At 61.3% G+C, this 17,207-nt stretch carries 17 protein-coding genes and 1 tRNA gene; 4 read left to right on the top strand and 14 right to left on the bottom strand.

The features are described from left to right. Together AC0L15_RS20765 and AC0L15_RS20760 are read right to left on the bottom strand one after the other, a co-directional pair. A partial coding sequence (locus AC0L15_RS20765; protein WP_473496901.1) for a CobW family GTP-binding protein occupies positions 1–310 on the bottom strand: 310 nt, incomplete at its 3' end. A 4-nt stretch (positions 311–314) separates the two neighbouring features. Continuing rightward, complete coding sequence (locus AC0L15_RS20760) at positions 315–1,499, bottom strand: D-alanyl-D-alanine carboxypeptidase family protein (protein ID WP_287247184.1); 1,185 nt, start codon at positions 1,497–1,499, stop codon at positions 315–317. 311 nt (positions 1,500–1,810) lie between these two features. On the opposite strand from AC0L15_RS20760, the gene AC0L15_RS20755 reads away from it, so the two are divergent. Further along, on the top strand, positions 1,811–2,974 hold the full coding sequence (locus AC0L15_RS20755) for a M20 aminoacylase family protein (protein WP_128168756.1): 1,164 nt from the start codon (positions 1,811–1,813) through the stop codon (positions 2,972–2,974). Positions 2,975–3,077: 103 nt separating this feature from the next. Here the strand turns inward: AC0L15_RS20755 and AC0L15_RS20750 are convergent, their stop codons facing one another. After that, positions 3,078–3,224, bottom strand: a complete 147-nt coding sequence (locus AC0L15_RS20750) for a glycine zipper domain-containing protein (protein WP_023797168.1) — start codon at positions 3,222–3,224, stop codon at positions 3,078–3,080. 72 nt (positions 3,225–3,296) lie between these two features. Continuing rightward, positions 3,297–3,596, bottom strand: coding sequence for a hypothetical protein (locus AC0L15_RS20745; protein ID WP_287247183.1), 300 nt, complete (start codon positions 3,594–3,596; stop codon positions 3,297–3,299). Positions 3,597–3,831: 235 nt separating this feature from the next. Here AC0L15_RS20745 and AC0L15_RS20740 point away from each other — a divergent pair. Next, positions 3,832–3,908: transfer RNA gene (locus AC0L15_RS20740), tRNA-Arg, on the top strand. Positions 3,909–4,035: 127 nt separating this feature from the next. Here AC0L15_RS20740 and AC0L15_RS20735 read toward each other — a convergent pair. Together AC0L15_RS20735 and AC0L15_RS20730 are read right to left on the bottom strand one after the other, a co-directional pair. Then, a complete protein-coding gene (locus AC0L15_RS20735) occupies positions 4,036–4,176 on the bottom strand; it encodes a hypothetical protein (RefSeq protein ID WP_287247182.1) in 141 nt (46 codons plus the stop codon). 123 nt (positions 4,177–4,299) lie between these two features. After that, the gene (locus AC0L15_RS20730; protein ID WP_287247181.1) at positions 4,300–5,439 is read right to left on the bottom strand and encodes a hypothetical protein; all 1,140 of its coding nucleotides are present in this window, start codon (positions 5,437–5,439) and stop codon (positions 4,300–4,302) included. Between the two features lie 396 nt (positions 5,440–5,835). Between AC0L15_RS20730 and AC0L15_RS20725 the strand changes: the two genes are divergently transcribed. Together AC0L15_RS20725 and AC0L15_RS20720 are read left to right on the top strand one after the other, a co-directional pair. After that, complete coding sequence (locus AC0L15_RS20725) at positions 5,836–7,581, top strand: alpha/beta hydrolase (protein ID WP_287247180.1); 1,746 nt, start codon at positions 5,836–5,838, stop codon at positions 7,579–7,581. Between the two features lie 117 nt (positions 7,582–7,698). Beyond that, entirely contained in the window at positions 7,699–8,793 is a 1,095-nt protein-coding gene (locus AC0L15_RS20720; RefSeq protein ID WP_287247179.1) for a helix-turn-helix transcriptional regulator, read from the top strand. 51 nt (positions 8,794–8,844) lie between these two features. Here the strand turns inward: AC0L15_RS20720 and AC0L15_RS20715 are convergent, their stop codons facing one another. The 8 genes from AC0L15_RS20715 to AC0L15_RS20680 form a co-directional block, all read right to left on the bottom strand. After that, a complete protein-coding gene (locus AC0L15_RS20715; RefSeq protein WP_287247178.1) occupies positions 8,845–9,903 on the bottom strand; it encodes an ABC transporter ATP-binding protein in 1,059 nt (352 codons plus the stop codon). A 45-nt stretch (positions 9,904–9,948) separates the two neighbouring features. Further along, positions 9,949–10,770, bottom strand: a complete 822-nt coding sequence (locus AC0L15_RS20710) for a carbohydrate ABC transporter permease (RefSeq protein WP_023797160.1) — start codon at positions 10,768–10,770, stop codon at positions 9,949–9,951. After that, positions 10,771–11,733: a carbohydrate ABC transporter permease gene (locus tag AC0L15_RS20705; RefSeq protein ID WP_287247177.1), complete on the bottom strand. Its 963-nt coding sequence runs from the start codon at positions 11,731–11,733 to the stop codon at positions 10,771–10,773. It abuts the gene before it with no gap. Beyond that, positions 11,733–13,070 (bottom strand): ABC transporter substrate-binding protein, encoded by a 1,338-nt coding sequence (locus tag AC0L15_RS20700; RefSeq protein WP_287247176.1) that lies wholly within the window; start codon positions 13,068–13,070, stop codon positions 11,733–11,735. Before AC0L15_RS20700 ends, AC0L15_RS20705 begins: the two co-directional genes overlap by 1 nt. A gap of 63 nt (positions 13,071–13,133) precedes the next feature. Beyond that, positions 13,134–13,793: a GntR family transcriptional regulator gene (locus AC0L15_RS20695; RefSeq protein ID WP_287247175.1), complete on the bottom strand. Its 660-nt coding sequence runs from the start codon at positions 13,791–13,793 to the stop codon at positions 13,134–13,136. 23 nt (positions 13,794–13,816) lie between these two features. After that, complete coding sequence (locus tag AC0L15_RS20690; protein ID WP_287247174.1) at positions 13,817–14,701, bottom strand: dihydrodipicolinate synthase family protein; 885 nt, start codon at positions 14,699–14,701, stop codon at positions 13,817–13,819. Positions 14,702–14,850: 149 nt separating this feature from the next. Further along, complete coding sequence (locus AC0L15_RS20685; protein WP_287247173.1) at positions 14,851–16,137, bottom strand: D-tagatose-bisphosphate aldolase, class II, non-catalytic subunit; 1,287 nt, start codon at positions 16,135–16,137, stop codon at positions 14,851–14,853. After that, positions 16,134–17,078, bottom strand: coding sequence for a sugar kinase (locus AC0L15_RS20680; protein ID WP_287247172.1), 945 nt, complete (start codon positions 17,076–17,078; stop codon positions 16,134–16,136). The genes AC0L15_RS20685 and AC0L15_RS20680 overlap by 4 nt, the downstream gene beginning before the upstream one ends. Between the last annotated feature and the right edge of the window lie 129 nt (positions 17,079–17,207).

Below are 17,207 nucleotides of genomic sequence, written 5' to 3'. Positions count from 1 at the left end.
CGGTGGTTTCGATGACGGCGCGGGCAAGCCGGGCGATGCGGCCGGTCTGCAGCCGGTCGACGAGATCGGCCAGCGTGTCGACCAGTTCGCCGCGCACCGTGCAGCAGAGACAGCCGTCGGAAAGCTGGATGAGCCCGTCGGAGGCCTGTTCGACCAGGAGATGGTCGATCGCCACCTCGCCGAACTCGTTGATGATGACCGCGGTGTCGGCGAGCGCGGGATCCCTGAGCAGCCGGTTGAGCAGCGTCGTCTTGCCGGCGCCGAGAAAACCGGTCAGCACCGAGACGGCGATGGGAAAGCCGCTGCTCATCAGGCTAGTTCACCGCCTTGGCGGGCTCCTGGGCCGCAGTGGCGGAACCGATCACTGCCGGCTCGGCGCCGAGCGGCGGCGGCAGGTCGGGCCGCCAGTTCGGCAGCGGCACGTCGGCATACTCCTGGCCCGATGCATCGAGCATGGCTTTCGGTATCGGCCCGGTGGCGCCGCCAAGGCCGACTGCGACCAATGTCGGCGCGTGATCGAGTTTTTTTCGATAGGGAGATTTTGCCGCATTCTTGTCGCCGACGGGGGGAGCTTCCGACTGCTCCTTAGCGGGCTTCTTCCTGCAAATCTCGTCATTCAGGTTGTTGATCGATGTGGTGTCGCCATAGGAAGGCAGCGCGGCCACCGTCAGCCAGCCCGGTGTCGGCGTGGCAAAGCCGTGGTCGAGCAGCCTGGCGACGGTCTCGGCGCGGGTGATGGCCGACTTCTCGCCAAGCACCACCGCCACCAGCGTGCGCCCGTCGCGTGTTGCCGAGCCGATCATGTTGAAGCCCGAGGGACAGACGAAACCGGTCTTCATGCCGTCGGCGCCGGGATAGCGGCCGATCAGAAGATTGTAATTCGGGATCTGCTTCTTGCCGACGGCCAGGCCCTCGATCGAGAACCATGGGGCATATTGCGGAAATTCCGTGCGGATTTCCATCACCAGCAAGCCGAGATCGCGCGCAGTCGTATACTGGTCCGGCGAAAACAGCCCGTTCGGGTTGACGAAATGCGATCCGGTCATGCCGAGCCGGCGCGCCTCGGCGTTCATGCGTTCGGCGAAAGCCGCCTGCGAACCGGCGATGTTCTCGCCGACGGCCATGGCGACGTCGTTGGCCGATTTGACCAGCATCATCTTCAGCGCGTTATCGAGCCGCATGACCGAGCCCGGCTTGAAGCCCATCTTGCTCGGCGGCTCGCTGGCGGAACGCTTGGTCACCTTGATCGGCGAATCGAGCCGGACCTCGCCCGCGGCAATCGCGCGGAACGTCACATAGGCGGTCATCAGCTTGGTCAGCGAGGCAGGATACCAGCGCTTGAAAGCCTCCTGGTGCTGGAGGATTTTGCCATTCTCCAGGTCGAACACGATCGTCGGATTGGCGAGAGCCGGACCGGCCAGCGCCGGCAGCGCCACAGCGCACGCCAGCAATGCATGTCGCGCAAAGGTGCGCAGCGGTCTTGCGATAACGACATGCATAAAAACAACAACGCTAAAGCGCGTCGCATGAGGCCGGTCAAACGCGACGCGCTTTAGTTTGAGGAAATGCCTGTACCGCATGGTGGTATCCGAAATCGCCTCTTGCCGCAGTCGCCTCTGGCTCCGTAAGATTTGTTACGCGATCGCCAGCATGGTGATCCGGTCCCTCTATCCGGATCACTATCTTGCGGTGCTATTTAGCCTATGTGACGTCAAGATGGCAAAGTGCCTGAATGACAATTCTAAAACACTAGGCACAATTGCAAAGCAGCAGGCTGAAGCCGTCTGCTCCAACAGCGAGATGGAACATCATGCCGATCCTGAACCGCGCCGCCGAAATGCAAGACGAGGTCGCCGGCTGGCGCCGCCATCTGCACCAGACGCCAGAGCTGAATTTCGACGTCTTCGAGACCGCCGCCTTCGTCACCGAGAAGCTGAAGGCCTTCGGTTGCGACGACGTGGTGACCGGCCTCGGCAAGACCGGTGTCGTCGGCATCATCCGCGGTCGACTGGGCGAAGGCACGAGCATCGGCCTGCGCGCCGACATGGATGCGCTGCCGCTCAACGAGATCACCGGGAAACCCTACGCCTCGACCATTCCGGGCAGGATGCACGCCTGCGGCCATGACGGCCACACCGCGATGCTGCTCGGCGCCGCCAAGTATCTTGCCGAGACGCGCAATTTCGCCGGCTCCGTCGCAGTGATCTTCCAGCCGGCCGAAGAAGGCGGCGGCGGCGGCAACGAGATGGTCAAAGACGGCATGATGGAGCGCTTCGGCATCTCCAAGGTGTTCGGCATGCACAACATGCCGGGCCTGCCGGTCGGACAATTCGCCATCAAGCCGGGCCCGATCATGGCGGCGACCGCCGAATTCACCATCACCGTCAAGGGCAAGGGCGGGCATGCGGCGATGCCGCACGGCACAATCGACCCGATCGTCGTCACCAGCCAGCTCGTCGGCGCTCTGCAGACGATCGCCTCGCGCAGCACCGATCCGGTCGAGGCTGTCGTGGTGTCGGTGACGAAATTCCACGCCGGCGACGCCTACAATGTCATTCCCGAGAGCGCCGAGATCGCCGGCACCGTGCGCACGCTGAAGAAGGAGGTCGCCAGGAAGGCTGAGCAGCGCCTGCGTGCCATCTGCGAGGGCGTCGGCGCGGCCTTCGGCGCAACGATCGAGGTCGATTACAAAGCCAATTATCCCGTCACCTTCAACCATCCGGAGGAGACGGTCTTTGCCAGCGATGTCGCCGCTGAAATCGCCGGCGAGGCACAGGTGCAACGCGCCATCCAGCCGGTGATGGGCGGCGAGGATTTCTCCTACATGCTGGAAGCGCGGCCGGGCGCCTTCATCTTCATCGGCAATGGCGACACCGCCGGTCTCCACAACCCTGCCTACGATTTCAACGACGAGATCATCCCGCACGGCATGAGCTATTGGGTGAAGCTCGCGGAGACGGCGCTGGCCGCTTGATGCGTCGGCCATAAAACCGCCCTGCGGCTTGATCCGAGGGGTGCGCCGTGATTTGGGATGGCTACAAGGCGGTCGGGCCCGGGACGTGGCGATGCTCCGATCGTCACTTCCGACCGGACCGCCTCCGCGCAAGACCCAGGGCAATGCCCAGGGCGATACCGATTCCGATACCCGCAATAATATTGTCCAATGCGACGCCGATAGCCACGCCGATCACGACGCCGAGTGTGATGTGTTTGGCATCTATCATGCCGGGTCATGTAGAGTGGAAGGGGAGTGCCGCAACCGCTGGTCGGCTGCCCTCCGATGTTGCCTGGGACCGCTACGGCCCGCTCTTCGGGTCGTCGACCTCCAGCGCGTCCATGACGGGCGCCAGATCACTCTCTTCGGCCGGATCGGCAGCCGGCGGCTGTTCGCCTGTCCTGGCCTTGCTCAGAGCTTTCTCAATGGCCTCTTCGATGTCGCCGATCTCGTCTTGGCGCACCTCGTGACCATAGCCGGCCGCATCGGCATCCTGCTCGAATTGCTGAACCAGGACGGCCACGCTCACTTCGCTTTCCGCGGGCAGGTTACCGACGTTCTCCTGGAGCCAGGTTTCGAAGAATTCTTTCGTGGCACTCATGCGGGTCTCTCCTTCGGCACACTAAAGCGCGGCGGTGGTCCGAAGTTCCGCTGTTTCCGGCTCATCTTTGCGGTCCACACTCGTGGTTCAATCGTAGGCTGACGAGGATGCAATTTCGAATTGTGAGCAGAAGCCTCTCGACGGCTATGCTTCATCGGCCATTGTCGAAACCGATTGATTGGGTGCAGAGCGCCTCTTGGCGAAACGATCCGAAGCGGTTATGTGTCGGCCGCGTGGTCCCGTAGCTCAGTAGGATAGAGCGGCAGATTCCTAATCTGTAGGTCACAGGTTCGATTCCTGTCGGGATCACCACGCTATTCAATTACTTAGCGAGCCACCGCCGTAACCGGGGCAAAACCGGTGGCGGACGCGGCGATATAACTCGGGTGTATCGGGTTAGAGCGGGTGGCGGTTTGGCGGGCGGCGTGATTCTGTCGGGCTATGGCGAAGCCACCGCGGGCAGCATGAGCGGATTTTTCACGACCATAGCCGTGGCGAGAGCGAAAACCAGAAGCAGCACTGAAATTAGGACGAGGCCGCTGCCACCGATCAGCAACGGCACCACCAGCGCCTGCGGCATCGGAGAGACGCTTTCGCGGACGTTGCAATAGGCCCGAGCAGTGCAATTCGGATGCTTACGCCCGATGTGGCGAGCGGTCCGGCCGGCTATCTGTGGCCATCATAAGATTGCCGCGGCAAGTGACTAGCGGAACAGATATTTTGATACCTCTGGATTGCCTCGTCGCCACATAACGTTATCCAGGAAGTAGTGGTGCACGTTGATGAATATCCACGCTATGAAGAGGAACAGCGACGAGCCGAGCACCTCTTTATTATAAGGAATCAAAGCAGACAACGCGATCGGGACCAGCCAGAAACCGAGAATCCCAAGAATACTGCCAATGATGATAAAGCCCAGCACTCGCAACCTATACATCGGGCCAATAATCGACAGGACCTTGAATTCGGGTTCTATAACAGCATCTGAACGGTCGAGCTCTACATTGGTCTGATAACGCCAGACCACCGCCAGGTACTGCAACGAATGGAGCGCCGGCACCACAAGCAACCAGAGCGGGTTTATCCTCACAAATAGAATCCAGGCGTATAGAGACACGACGTAAGCGACGACGCCGTTGTACGGTAGCGTGCCACCATGCTTGCGCCAGCGATTGATCAGCATCACGACCGTGGCTGCCGTGGAAGCAGCGGCGGCAAATACGGCAATATTGGTGACCCATGAGGGGGCGGCAAATGTGTAGTAGTCCAAGCCCCAGAATTGCCTTTCGGTGATCACCGCGTTTGTCTGAAGCCAAGCGAACAGCCATACGGCATAGCCGTTGAACAGCAGCACTTTCTTGTCTTGCTCGTTGAAGAACCTGCGCTTCAATACGGCGTCCACCATCAGCATGCCGTAGCCTTGCTTGACATAGTGCCAGCCCACAAAAAAGGCCATCGCATTGCCAGCATACCCCAGCAGGCGCGCATTCCCCGCTATTGAACCGTAAGCAAAAAAGCCGCCCATGATCAGCGGGACGACAATGCCCGCGAAGATGTAACGGACCTGAAGGTTCTTGTCATATCCGTCTCCGCGCACCTTCCGCCCGAAATTGCGATAGAAAAGTTGATACGAGTGGGCAAAGTGCGGATGGTTTATCAGATGAGCCAGCAACAACATCGTTGCGCCCACGAAACCTTCGTATTTAAGAGGGACAAAAAACAAGACCGGCAGGATGAGGAACGCGCTCCCGCCAAGCATGAGAAAGTCAGCGACCGGACCAAAAAGATACTTCTGTGGGGCCGCCGCCACAGGAACCGCATGCGCCGAAAGGTGAAGTGCCATATTTATGCCCCTTGAGGAAACTAATTTAACAAGTCCGTCGTTTCCTAACGGTTAACGTGAAACGGTTGTGATCACGATAATTGTTGGTCGTTCCATCGCTGCGGCATTCTTCTTCTTATGCCCGTCGCGATAACGTTCCAGGCAAAGCGCATTGTGGGATTCGCAATCGCGTGCATGCCGACGATCTCGTCGGCATGCGCCAACCCGAACGCGATGGCGATCTCATCACGATAGCCCTGGATTGCTGCCGCCGCCGAAGGAGTAAGTCGGCGCGCTCCACAGGCTCAGGGGCACGGCAGCGGTGACAACTGCCCTGACGCCACTGTCGCCATGATCCCATACCCAAATGGGTCATGCGCGGCCCATGGAACCACTCTATTATCGATGAGGGGTAGCTTGCTGCGAGCAAAATCGCACTTGGCAATTGGTGGGGCAGGGGGAAACTACGATCATTCCTACGACCGCGCTGATGTCAAAGCTCAGTGGGCGGCGAGCGAATGCCTCAGGCCTTGCTTCATGCTGGAGGGCAACATGCGCGCCTCTTTTCGACGTATGTTCATCAATCTGGATCGAGTACTCCTTAAGCTCGCGTCAGCTGTACTTCTCTTTTGCGCGTGGAGCGGGGATATCCATGCCGGAGAGTTCAAGAAAACGAATTGCTGGTTCGAGGTTCCGCGCGACCGTGGTATGACGTGCGGGACTCTCAATGTCCCTGAAAACCGCAAGAAAGCTTCTGGGACCGAAATCACTCTATCGGTGGTGGTCTTCGAACCTGACCGCGAGCGGCATGAGCCCATTGTGTTTCTCACGGGCGGGCCTGGCCAGCCCACCGATATTGGCGACAGGGAAGACATCGAGGCATGGTGGCAGTTCATAAGTGATCAAAATTGGATGATCGGGCGCCGAGTGGTCGTGGTCGACCAACGAGGGATAGGCAAGTCAATTCCCAGGCTCAGCTGTTCGCGATACTTCAAGGCCGATCATTGGAACTCCATTTCGCTAAGCGTCGACGCTGAGATCAGCTTTGACAAGCTCATGAGAGATGAGGTGGTCGCGTGCCGAAGCGCGCTGATAGCAAAGGGCATTGACCTCTTCGCTTACAACACCACCGAAAATGCAGCAGACGTCAACGACGTTCGGAAGGCTCTTGGCATAAAGAAGTGGGTACTCTACGGCGTCTCTTACGGCACAAGAGTTGCCTTGGAAGTGATGAACGAGCATCCAGAGGGCGTCTCGGCGAGTATTCTGGATTCCGTTCTTCCCCTTGATATCGACCACCTCAAGGAAGATGGGCGAAATCTGGATCGTTCTTTGCGCCTGCTGGAACGAGATTGCCAAAAATCGAAAAATTGCATGCGCGGACTGGGAGACGCGGTGCGAGCGATCGTAAAGCAATTGGACAAACAACCGGTGCTTTTGCGGAGCGCAGACAAAGAAAACGCGCCCGCGCAGTACAGATATGTCTCTGGCGCAGATTTTCTCGAGATTATATTCGGGTCGTTATATGATCGCTACGCTATCGAAAATATGCCGACGTTAATCGAGAGGACATACAAAAACGATTTTAGACCGCTTGCGGATATGGTCTTTGAAGAAGACGATATCGAGATTTCGCAAGGCATGGATTTTTCGGTCACTTGCTCTGAGACCAACAGATCCGAGTTGCCTGAAAAACGCCTCGAATACTGGACGAAGTGGATCGGAGAGGCCGACTATACCTGGGTTTGTCCGCTTTGGTTTCCCCAGGGAACGACGGTTTCGCAAAAGCATCCCCGCCACTTGGATATCCCGACCCTGCTGTTGTCGGGAGAGTATGATCCGGCAACACCGACTCACTGGGCATATCGTGCGGCCAAAAGCCTTCCTTTTGCGCAGGTCGTCGTGCTTCGCGGGATTGGGCACGACGTGATCGATTCCGACCCTTGCGGATCGGAAGTTGTTGCCGATTTCCTGGCAAACCCCAGGCGCAGGCTGAAGACTGGGTGCATTGGGCGGATGCAGGCTCCGCAGTTCATCGCCGCGGCGGAGGAGCAGTGGCAGGGGTCAGCAACGCAGCGGGATGCGGCGATAAGGTCGCCAAAGCAGATGAGGTCGCCGTTCCGGTTCAGGCATCGCACTTCAACATCGCCCAAAAAACACTAGTTCTCCTGGCGGCAAGCACCGCCAAGCTGCATCACGATCGCGGGCGGCCCTGAGGGCGGTCCGACTCGCTATCCAAGATTCAGTATGTTTAGATAGGTGCCTACCAAGGGGCTGGCGGTGGGCGCTGCTTTCGATTTTGACGCGATCGGTGTTGCCTTTGTCGAGGCAGCCCTCGATCCATCACACTGGGATTCCGCGATGGAGGTGGCAGAAAGGGCCACCGGGAGCGCCGGAGCGCTGCTCTTCGACATAAAAGGGCATCTGCCACTCGTGCCTTGCAGCCGCACCATGGCCCCGGCTCTCGACACCTACGTCCGCGATGGTTGGATTGACCGGGACGAGCGGTATCGCCTCATCAACTTCATCGATCGGAAAGGGGTCACCTCGGAGTTCGACCTCCTGACGTCAGACGATATCGCCAAGCATCCATACTACCAGGAATTCCTCGCGCCATTCGGCCTACGATGGTGGGCGGCCGTCAAGATCGCCGCCGGAGACGACTTCTGGGCGCTGTCGCTGCAACGGTCGATCCAACAGGGTCCGTTCACGCCAGACGAAATGAGACAGCTGGCGGACCTTTCGAAACAGCTGGGCTCTGTGGCCGCAGTTGCGCGGGCAATCGGTTTCGGGAGGGCCGACGCGGCACTGGATGCGTTTGGCGCCACCGAAACGCCTGCCGTCATGTTGGATAGGAGCGGCAATGTCCTCCGGTCCAATGCTCCGGCGGAAAGGCTTCTGGGGCGGGGCCTGCAGATTACGCGCCGGCGTTTGGTCTCCTTCGATCGAACCGCGACAGATGCTCTCGACCGATCGCTGAAAGCGCTGCTGTGTTCGCCGGACACGGCCGCATCGATGCCACCCGTGCCACTGCCGAGACTGCAAGGGCGGCCGCTCCTTGCCTATCCGTTGCGACTGCCGAAAGTCTCCTACAACGCGCTGGCGCCGTGCCAGGCAATCGTCATCCTCATTGATCCTGACGCGAGACCTCCTCCTGCTGAAGCCGTGCTGCAATCCTGCTTCAGGCTGACAGCGTCCGAAGCGAGGCTGGCGAGAAAGATTTGCTCGGGACACGGCGTTGAAGCGGCAGCCGACGAACTTGGCGTTTCCTATGAGACTGGGCGCAACCAGCTGAAATCGGTCTTCGCGAAGACGCAGACGCATCGGCAGTCGGAGCTGGTCACGCTTCTCACAAGGCTCTCGAACGGCCGATAGTTCGCGTGAATATCGTCTTACGTGAGCGAACCCGCCGCGCAGGCCACACCATCACATACGCCGACCGGTTTTCGCGTCGAACAGGTGGGCGCAGGCGCGATCGACTTCGATCCGTATCTGCGCGCCCTGCTTGAGCGGCAGCCGCTCGCGGAACAGGCAGGCAATTTCCTCGCCGGCGCAGTCGACCTTGGCGAAGATTTCCGAACCCGTGGCCTCCAGAAGCGTGACCGTGCCCGGCATGCCCTGGGCAGTTGCGCGGATGTGCTCGGGACGGATGCCGTAGACAAGTTCGCGTCCTGCAGCGTCGGTCGGGCGGGCGCCTTCCGGCAGCGGCAGGGTCAGCCCGCCGGCGCTGCGGAACATGCCTTCCTCGATGCGGCCAGCAATAAAATTCATGGCGGGCGAGCCGATAAAGCCGGCAACGAAGAGATTGGCCGGCTGGTCGTAGAGGTCGAGCGGCGCGCCGATCTGCTCGACCAGGCCGTCATGCAGCACGACGATCTTGTCGGCCATCGTCATGGCTTCGATCTGGTCATGCGTGACGTAGATCGTGGTGGTGCCGAGCCGCTGGTGCAGCGCCTTGATCTCGCCGCGCATCTGGACGCGCAACTTGGCGTCGAGATTGGAGAGCGGCTCGTCGAACAGGAAGACCTGCGGGTCGCGCACGATGGCGCGGCCCATGGCGACGCGCTGGCGCTGGCCGCCGGAGAGCTGACGCGGGTAGCGCTCAAGCAGCTTTTCCAGGCCGAGGATGCTGGCGGCATTCCTGACGCGGCCGGCGGTATCGGCAGGATCGGCTTTCTTGATCTTGAGCGCAAAGCCCATGTTGTCGGCCACGGTCATATGCGGATAGAGCGCGTAATTCTGGAACACCATGGCGATGTTGCGGTCCCGCGCCCGCAGATCGTTGACCATGCGTTCGCCAATGGTGATCTTCCCGCCCGAGATCGTTTCAAGCCCGGCAATCATGCGCAGCAGCGTCGACTTTCCGCATCCCGACGGACCGACCAGGATGACGAACTCGCCGTCGGCGATATCGACACTGACGTCGTGAATGATCTTGGTGGCTCCGAAAGCCTTCTGCACGTTGTTGATGGTTACCGATGCCATTGGATTTCTCCGGGAGAAAAATTGATGTCGAGCTGGAATGCGTCTTCAGCCGCCCTTGACCGCGCCGGCGGTCAGTCCTGCGACGATCTGCTTTTGCGCGAACATGGTCAGCACCAGCACCGGCAGCGTCACCACCAGTGCGGCGGCGGCGAGCGGCCCCCAGCTCACCTGCTCATAGGAAAGCATGTTGTAGACGGCGACCGGCAGCGTCCGCGTCTCACGGCTGGCGAGCACCACGCCAAAGACGAAATTGTTCCACGAAAAGATGACGGACAGGATGAAGGCGACAACGATGCCCGGCTTGGCGATGGGCAGGGCGACCAGCCGGAACACCTGCCAGGAGCTGGCCCCGTCGATGTTGGCCGCCTCTTCCAGTTCCATCGGCGTGGTCTCGAAATAGCCGATCATCACCCAGACCACGATCGGCACCGTCACCACCAGATGGATGATGATCTGCGGCCAGAGCGTGCCGAGGATCCCGATCCATTGGAACAGCAGAAACAGCGGGATGAGATAGGACAGCCCGGGCGTCATGCGGGCGATCATGATGACGACCGCCGATTTTTCGGCCTTGAGCCGCGCGATACCATAGCCGGCCGGTACGCCGATCAGCAGCGCCAGCAGTGTCGCCGTGCCGGTCACCAGAACCGAATTCCAGAGATAGAGCAGGAAATTGTTCTCCTCGAACACTTTTACATAGTTCGACCAGGCGAAACGTTCGGGGATCAGGATCGGCGGATAGGCGCCGTTGTCGATCTCGAATTTCAGCGAAAGCGAGATCATCCAGAGAAAGAAAAGAATCGCCGGCGAGACGATGACCAGAGCCGCGAAAAACAGGCCGATCTGGTTGAGCAGACGTGAGCTCATCTATTTGCCCTCCGCGTCGTTCCACTGCGAGCGCTGGCGCAGCATCAGGAGAATGAAGGACAGCGCCACGATGACGATGAAGAACACCACGGCCATGGCCGAGCCATAGCCGATGTCGTAATAAGAGAAGGCGGTGTTGTAGAGATAGATGTTGATGGTTTCGGACGCCGTGCCCGGCCCGCCCTGGGTCATCGCATAGATGATGTCGAAGCTCTTCAGCGCATCGATGGTGCGAATGATCAGCGCAATCATCAGGAACGGCGCGATCATCGGCAAAGTGAGGTAGCGGAATTGCTGCCAGGCATTGGCGCCGTCGATCTCGGCGCTCTCGAACGGCTCGCGCGGCACCGAGGCCAGCCCGCCCAGCACGATCAGCATCACCAGCGGCGTCCACTGCCAGGTCTCGACCGCGACCAGCGAAGGGATGACCGTGTTGGCGTTGAATATCCATTCCTGCGCCGGGATGCCGACCAGCGACAGAAGGTAGTTGAGCACGCCGAGCTGGGGATGGAACATCATGGTCCAGACCAGCGCCACGGCAACCGGCGTTGCCATCATGGGCATGACGAAGACGCCGCGCAGCAGGCCCCGCAGCGGAAACCTGGCGTCGAAGATCAGGGCGGCGACGGTGCCCAAGAACATCGGCGCTGCCACCGATAGCGAGGTGTAGGTCAATGTATGAACAAGCGATTCCCAGAATCGCGGGTCGCTGGCCAGACGGAGATAGTTTTCCATCCCGGCAAAGCTCCGCGACTGGCCGAGCGTCCAGCGGTTGACGCTCATCCAGAGCGTGAACGCCCAGGGAAAGACGATCACGGCGCTAACGACGACGAGCGCCGGAACGACGAAGGGCCAGTAGTTGGGAGCCAGCCGAATCGTCTGCCTCCCTTCGATGGCCTGTTCAGTCGTCACCCCGGTGCGATCTGCCGTCACCCCGGTGCGTTCTGGGGCAATGGCGGACATCAGCCCTGCTCGCTCCTGTCGAGAACCGGCTGGAACTGTGCGGTGGCCTTCTTCAGCTCTTCGGCAGGATCGGCACCGGCAATCATGTTGGTCAACGCCACGCCGTAGATGTCGCGGAACTCGGTGACCGGGATAATCACCGGCAGCGCCAGCCTGCTGATATTGCCGGACTGAACCACTGCATCGAGCCAGCTTGCCGGCATGGTGACGCCTTCGCGCACCTTGGGATCTTCCAGCACCGACTTGCGGAAGGGCACGCCGGCGCCAGCCTGGAGCAGGCGCGCGCCCATCGCCGGGGATACCGCCCACTGACAGAACAGATAGGCGGCTTCCTTCTTTTCGCTGGAGGCGGTCACGCCGAGGCCGTCGCCAAACGTCCCGGAGGCATGCGCCTTGGGCCCCTTGGGCATGACGCCATAGCCGACCTTGCCGACCACGCGCGACTTTTCGGGATTTTCCATCGGCGGGGCAAAACCGACGCCATCGAACCACATGCCGATCTTGCCTTGCAGGAAGGCGGACTGCGCTTCAGCCCAATTGAAGCCGGTGACACCCGGAGGGGCGGACTTGGTCATCAGCCTCTGGTAGAGGGCAGCGGCCTCGATCGCCTCGGGCGTTTCGGTGCGAAGCTTTCCCTTGTCGTCGAGCGGCGTCATGTCGTAGCCGAGCATCAGCGACGTCCACACCGGCGTGTTGGCATTCTTGAGGCCGCGGGCGACGAAACCGAACGTGTTGGTCGATGGATCGGTCAGCGCTTCGGCGGCGGCCACCAGCTGGTCGAACGATTCCGGGTACTTTACGCCCTTGGCCTCGAACAGCTCCTTGTTCCAGTAGACGATCCAGTAGTCCACCGAGAAAGGCAGCGAACGCAGCACGCCCTGGTTGTCCTTGGCGAAAAGCATGCCGGCCTCGGCGAAATCGCTTTCGACCAGGCCGGGATCGGTCAGGGTCGGGTCGGCGAGATAGCCGGCGATGTCGGCCAGCCAGCCACCCTTTTCGAACTGGCGCTTCTGCACGTGATAGCTCAGATGCACGACATCGAAGCTCGGCCTGCCGGAGCTCAGCTCGATCACCGTCTTCTGCCGCTGCTGCTGTTCCGGCGTCGCCTCAGCATTGACCTTGATGCCGGTCAGTTCCTCGAATTCGGCGATGTATTTCAGGATGGTGTCGCTGCGCGGGCTTTTCACCAGATTGACGTCGAGCGTGGTGCCGGCAAAGCGTTTCCAGTCGACGCTGGCGGAAAAGCTCGGGCGAAGGCCGGCCAGGCCCGCGGCTGCGAGCGCCGTGGTTCCTGCAAGGACTTGCCTTCTCGTTGGCTTGAACGGATTGGACGACATTTCTTCCTCCCTTGGGTTGCTGTCGTTGTTGATAGTGTCGCGGCAGCCGCGAACCATACGTCCTCAGATCTGGAGCGCCAACCGGCGCGCATTGTCGATATGCCGGCTGATCGCCTCGACCGCCTTTTGCGGATCGCGGCTCTCGAGCGCTTCGATCACCGTCAGGTGCTCCTGCATCACCGGCACGACGCGCCCATCGATGCGGAAACGCTCCTGGTGGATCAGCCTGATCTTTACCGAATTGACCAGATACGCCTTGGCGACGATCTCGTTGCCCAGCGCATCGATGAAGGTGTCGTGCATGGCCCAATCGATGTTCTGGGCCTTGGCTTCCATTTCCGGCGTCGGCGTCTGCGACAAGGCTTGAGCCAGCATGTCCTCATGTTCGCGCCGCAGGCCGGCGAGCACGGCGTCGGAGGCGTTGACGGTGAACAGCGCCACCGCCTCACGCTCCATGAACAGGCGAAACTGGAAGGCCTCGCGGATCAGGTTGATGTCGATATGGGCGATCTGCATTCCGCGCTGCGGGATGGTCGTCAAAAGCCCCTCGGCCTCGAGACGCGGCACGATCTCACGGATGGCGCCTAGCGGCAGCCCGGTAAAGGCAACCAGTTCGCGCTGCGACACGAACTGTCCCGGCCGCAGATCGCGGGCCAGCAAATGCCGCGTGAAGCTGGCATAAGCTCTTTCCCTGAGGGTTGCCGGTTCGCTGCTGTCGTCCATTTCAGCGCGCTTCCCTTTGCCGGTCAGGCCGGCTCTGTCGCAAACAGCCTGTCATAGGCGGCAGCAAGCTGTTGCCGCCCCTGCGAACCGATCGGCTCCAGCGGCGGACGGACCGCCAGCCAGCGCTCGTCGCCGGTTTTGCGCGCCACCATGACCTTCACCGCCGGGATGACCGAATATCTAAGCAATTCGAGCACGAAGCTCTCGACACGGGCATCGTCGCGCCCATCCTCGGCCATGGCGCGGATTTCGCCGGTGACGAAATTGGCCATGCCGGAAATGGCGCCCTGCCCGCCCTGGCGCACGCTTCTGGCCAAGTGCCGCTCGTCGCCGATCAGGATCACCATGTCGCCATGGGTTCTTAGCAGCGCCTCGCTGTAACTCCAGTCGCCACCCGAATCCTTGACACCGGCGATCACGCCGGGGAAGGCCGCACACAGCCGACTGATCAGGGCAAGCGGGAGCGGCACCATGGTGACAGAGGGGATGTTGTAGAGGAGGATGCCGCGAGCCAGCGGCCCGAGCGCGGTGAAGACGGCAGAAAACCATCCGAACAGCCCGTCCTCGCCGACATTCTTGAAGTAGCTCGGCGGAGCCAGCAGGATGTTGCGGACGCCGCACTGCAAGGCATGCCGCGCCTGTTCGGCGGCGTCTTCGGCCGCATCGACCAGCACGCCGGCAACGAGCCGATGTGCCGGAATGCCGGCGGCCAGCATGGCCTCGGTAACAATCCGCCGCTCTGCCGTGCCCACCGAGGCGCCTTCCCCGGTGGTGCCGAACAGCGTGGCGCTGCTGCAGCCGGCGCCAAGGCAAGCCCGGGCCTGCGTGACCATGGGAAGGATAGCGATTTGCCCGGACGCATCGAAAGGCGTGGCGAGAGCAACCGAAAGACCAAAGCGCGAGACCACTATTTTCTCCAGATGTCGATGTGCAAGCAGTACTAGCAAACTAACATGTTAGCTGTAAATTGCGGCGACCACCTTTTCGAAACAGCATCGACATCGGACGTATTATGAGGCGGATTTAGGCGGATGCCGACTTTCCGGCAGCGCGATCCCTAATGTCCCGTCGCGTCCGCGTAGATATCGAGGACACGGGTGATGCTGCCGATCAGAAGCTCGTGAGCGAGGGGCTTGACCCGGCCTGCCGCAACCTCGGCGTCGAGCTGCCCCAGATATTGGCTGATCAGCGGCCGGGGGATATCCTTGTCGCTCAGCACGTCCAGTAGCGCCCGCATTGCGCGCTGCGCCTCCGGCGTCGGCCAGTAATAGCGGATGCGGTCGCTGAACGAGAAATGCCGCTGCACGCGCTGCTCGTCCGGCGTGCCCGGATAGTATTGCTGCCAATTGCCCGGCGACGCCAGCATGATCCGTTCCATCGCGGCAGGCAGGCTTTCGCGCGAAAAGTCCGGCGCGAGGATATCGGCGATATGGCTGAGCCCATACAGCGCTTCGCGGAGCGCGAAAGTCAGCCAGGGGCCGACCTTGAGGATGGCAAAACCGTCGCGAACGAGAGCATTGAGCGCTTCGGCCGGCTGGTAGTCGGTTGAATGCGCCTCAAATACCAATTGCGGCATACGGTCGAGCACAGCCACCAGTTCAGTCGCCTTGGCCGGTGCATAGGGCACGATCTCGGTGTTGCCGAACTCGACGCCGGGCTGGACGACGACACTGACCGCACGGCCAAATGCGGCTTCGAGCCCGGCGCGGGAAAACGCTCGCGCGTGGATCTCGACGGTGCGCAAGGCATCCGCGGGCGCAGTCACTTGCAGGTCGTCGAGCGCCTCCAGCGCCCCGCCCGGCACCGGCACTTCGGTGCCGATGACGTAGACCGGTTTTTCGCCGCCTGCCCGCTCGACCGCCGCCTCGGCCATTTCAGCAAGTTCGGCCGCGCGCGCGGCGATGGTTTCATCGGCGAGCACGTCTGGATCGTCGGCGCAGGCCATGCTCGTATCCAGATGCATCTTGGTGAAGCCGGCGCTCGCATAGGCATCGATCATCGCCGCAGCCTTCTTCATCGCGGCGGCGGCAGCCATGTGCTTCCACGGATTCGGCCCGAGATGATCGCCGCCGAGGATCAGGCGATCGACGGGGAAGCCGACTTTGTGCGCTTGCGCCTCGACGAAGCTGCGGAACCCCGCAGGTGTCATCCCGGTGTAGCCGCCGTCGTGGTTGACCTGGTTGCAGGTGGCCTCGATCAGCACATCCGCGCGCCGCGCCGCACCATCGCGCAGGGCAGCCTCGATGACCAGCGGATGCGCCGAGCAGACCGAGGCGATGCCGCTTCTCTCGCCTGCGGCGCGTCGGGCCGCAATGTTCGCAAACCTTCGCGTCGCGTCACTCACTGCGTGGTCCCCGTGGCAATGAAGGCCTCGACCGCTTCAAGCGGGAAAATGCCTTCCATCGGCCCCTTGCGGGTGACGGCAAGCGCGCCGCAGGCATTGGCGATCCGCAGGGCTTCGGCAGGAGCCGCCCCGCGCAGCCAGATCGAGACGAAAGCAGCACCGAAGCAATCGCCCGCGCCGGTCGGATCGACCTCGTCGACGGCAAAGCCGGACGAGGCGACCGCACCGTGATGATCATGATAGACGGCGCCGGCGGCGCCTTTCTTCAGGACGATGCAGGACAGGCCGCGGGCCAGCAGTTCGTCGACTGCACCCTTCTCGTCCTTGGCGGATGAAAACAGGAAGAGCTCCTCGCCGCTCGGCAGGAAGATGTCGGCTTGCGCCAGCACTTGGTCGAGTGCTTCGCGCATGCCGGATGCCTGCATGATCTCGCGGCGGATGTTCGGATCGAAGGACACGGTTCCCCCTTTGGCCTTGACCGTCTCGATCGCTGATAGCGCCACCGCGATGGCGCGGTCGGAAAACAGCGACGACCCCATGACATGGACATGATCGGCACCGGCGAGCAGCTTTGTCGCCGCCGCGTTTGTCGCGATCAGGCCGGAGGCGCTGTTGCGGATGTTGAAGACGAAATGCCGGGTGGCGTCGGCGCGGTAGGTGACGAAGGCCGTGCCCGTCGCATGGCCCGGGTGAACCGCGATCGCCGACACGTCGGCGCCCAGTGCCCGCAGCCGATCGATGTTCAGCCTGCCGAAATCGTCGTCGCCGACGGCGCCGATGAGACCGGCCGGCTGGCCGAGCGCCGCCGCCTGGCCGATGAAGATCGCGGGCGCGCCCGACGGGTAAGGTCCAACCAGCGGACCAGGCTCGAGAAAGCTCTGGCCGATCCGCTCGGCCATGATCTCGACCAGAATCTCGCCGGCACCGACCAGCTTCTTCATCTCGCGGAATCCCTCGAATTCGCCCACTGCAAGTGAATACGGCTTGTGCTTTTTCGCGTCAATTAATAAATTTACGCATGGAAACTATGCAATTTTTCTGTAAAGTTTCGCCTTGCATTCGAGGGCTTT

The organism is Mesorhizobium sp. WSM4846, from assembly GCF_055811415.1.
This window is presented reverse-complemented; position numbering and strand designations above follow the sequence as displayed.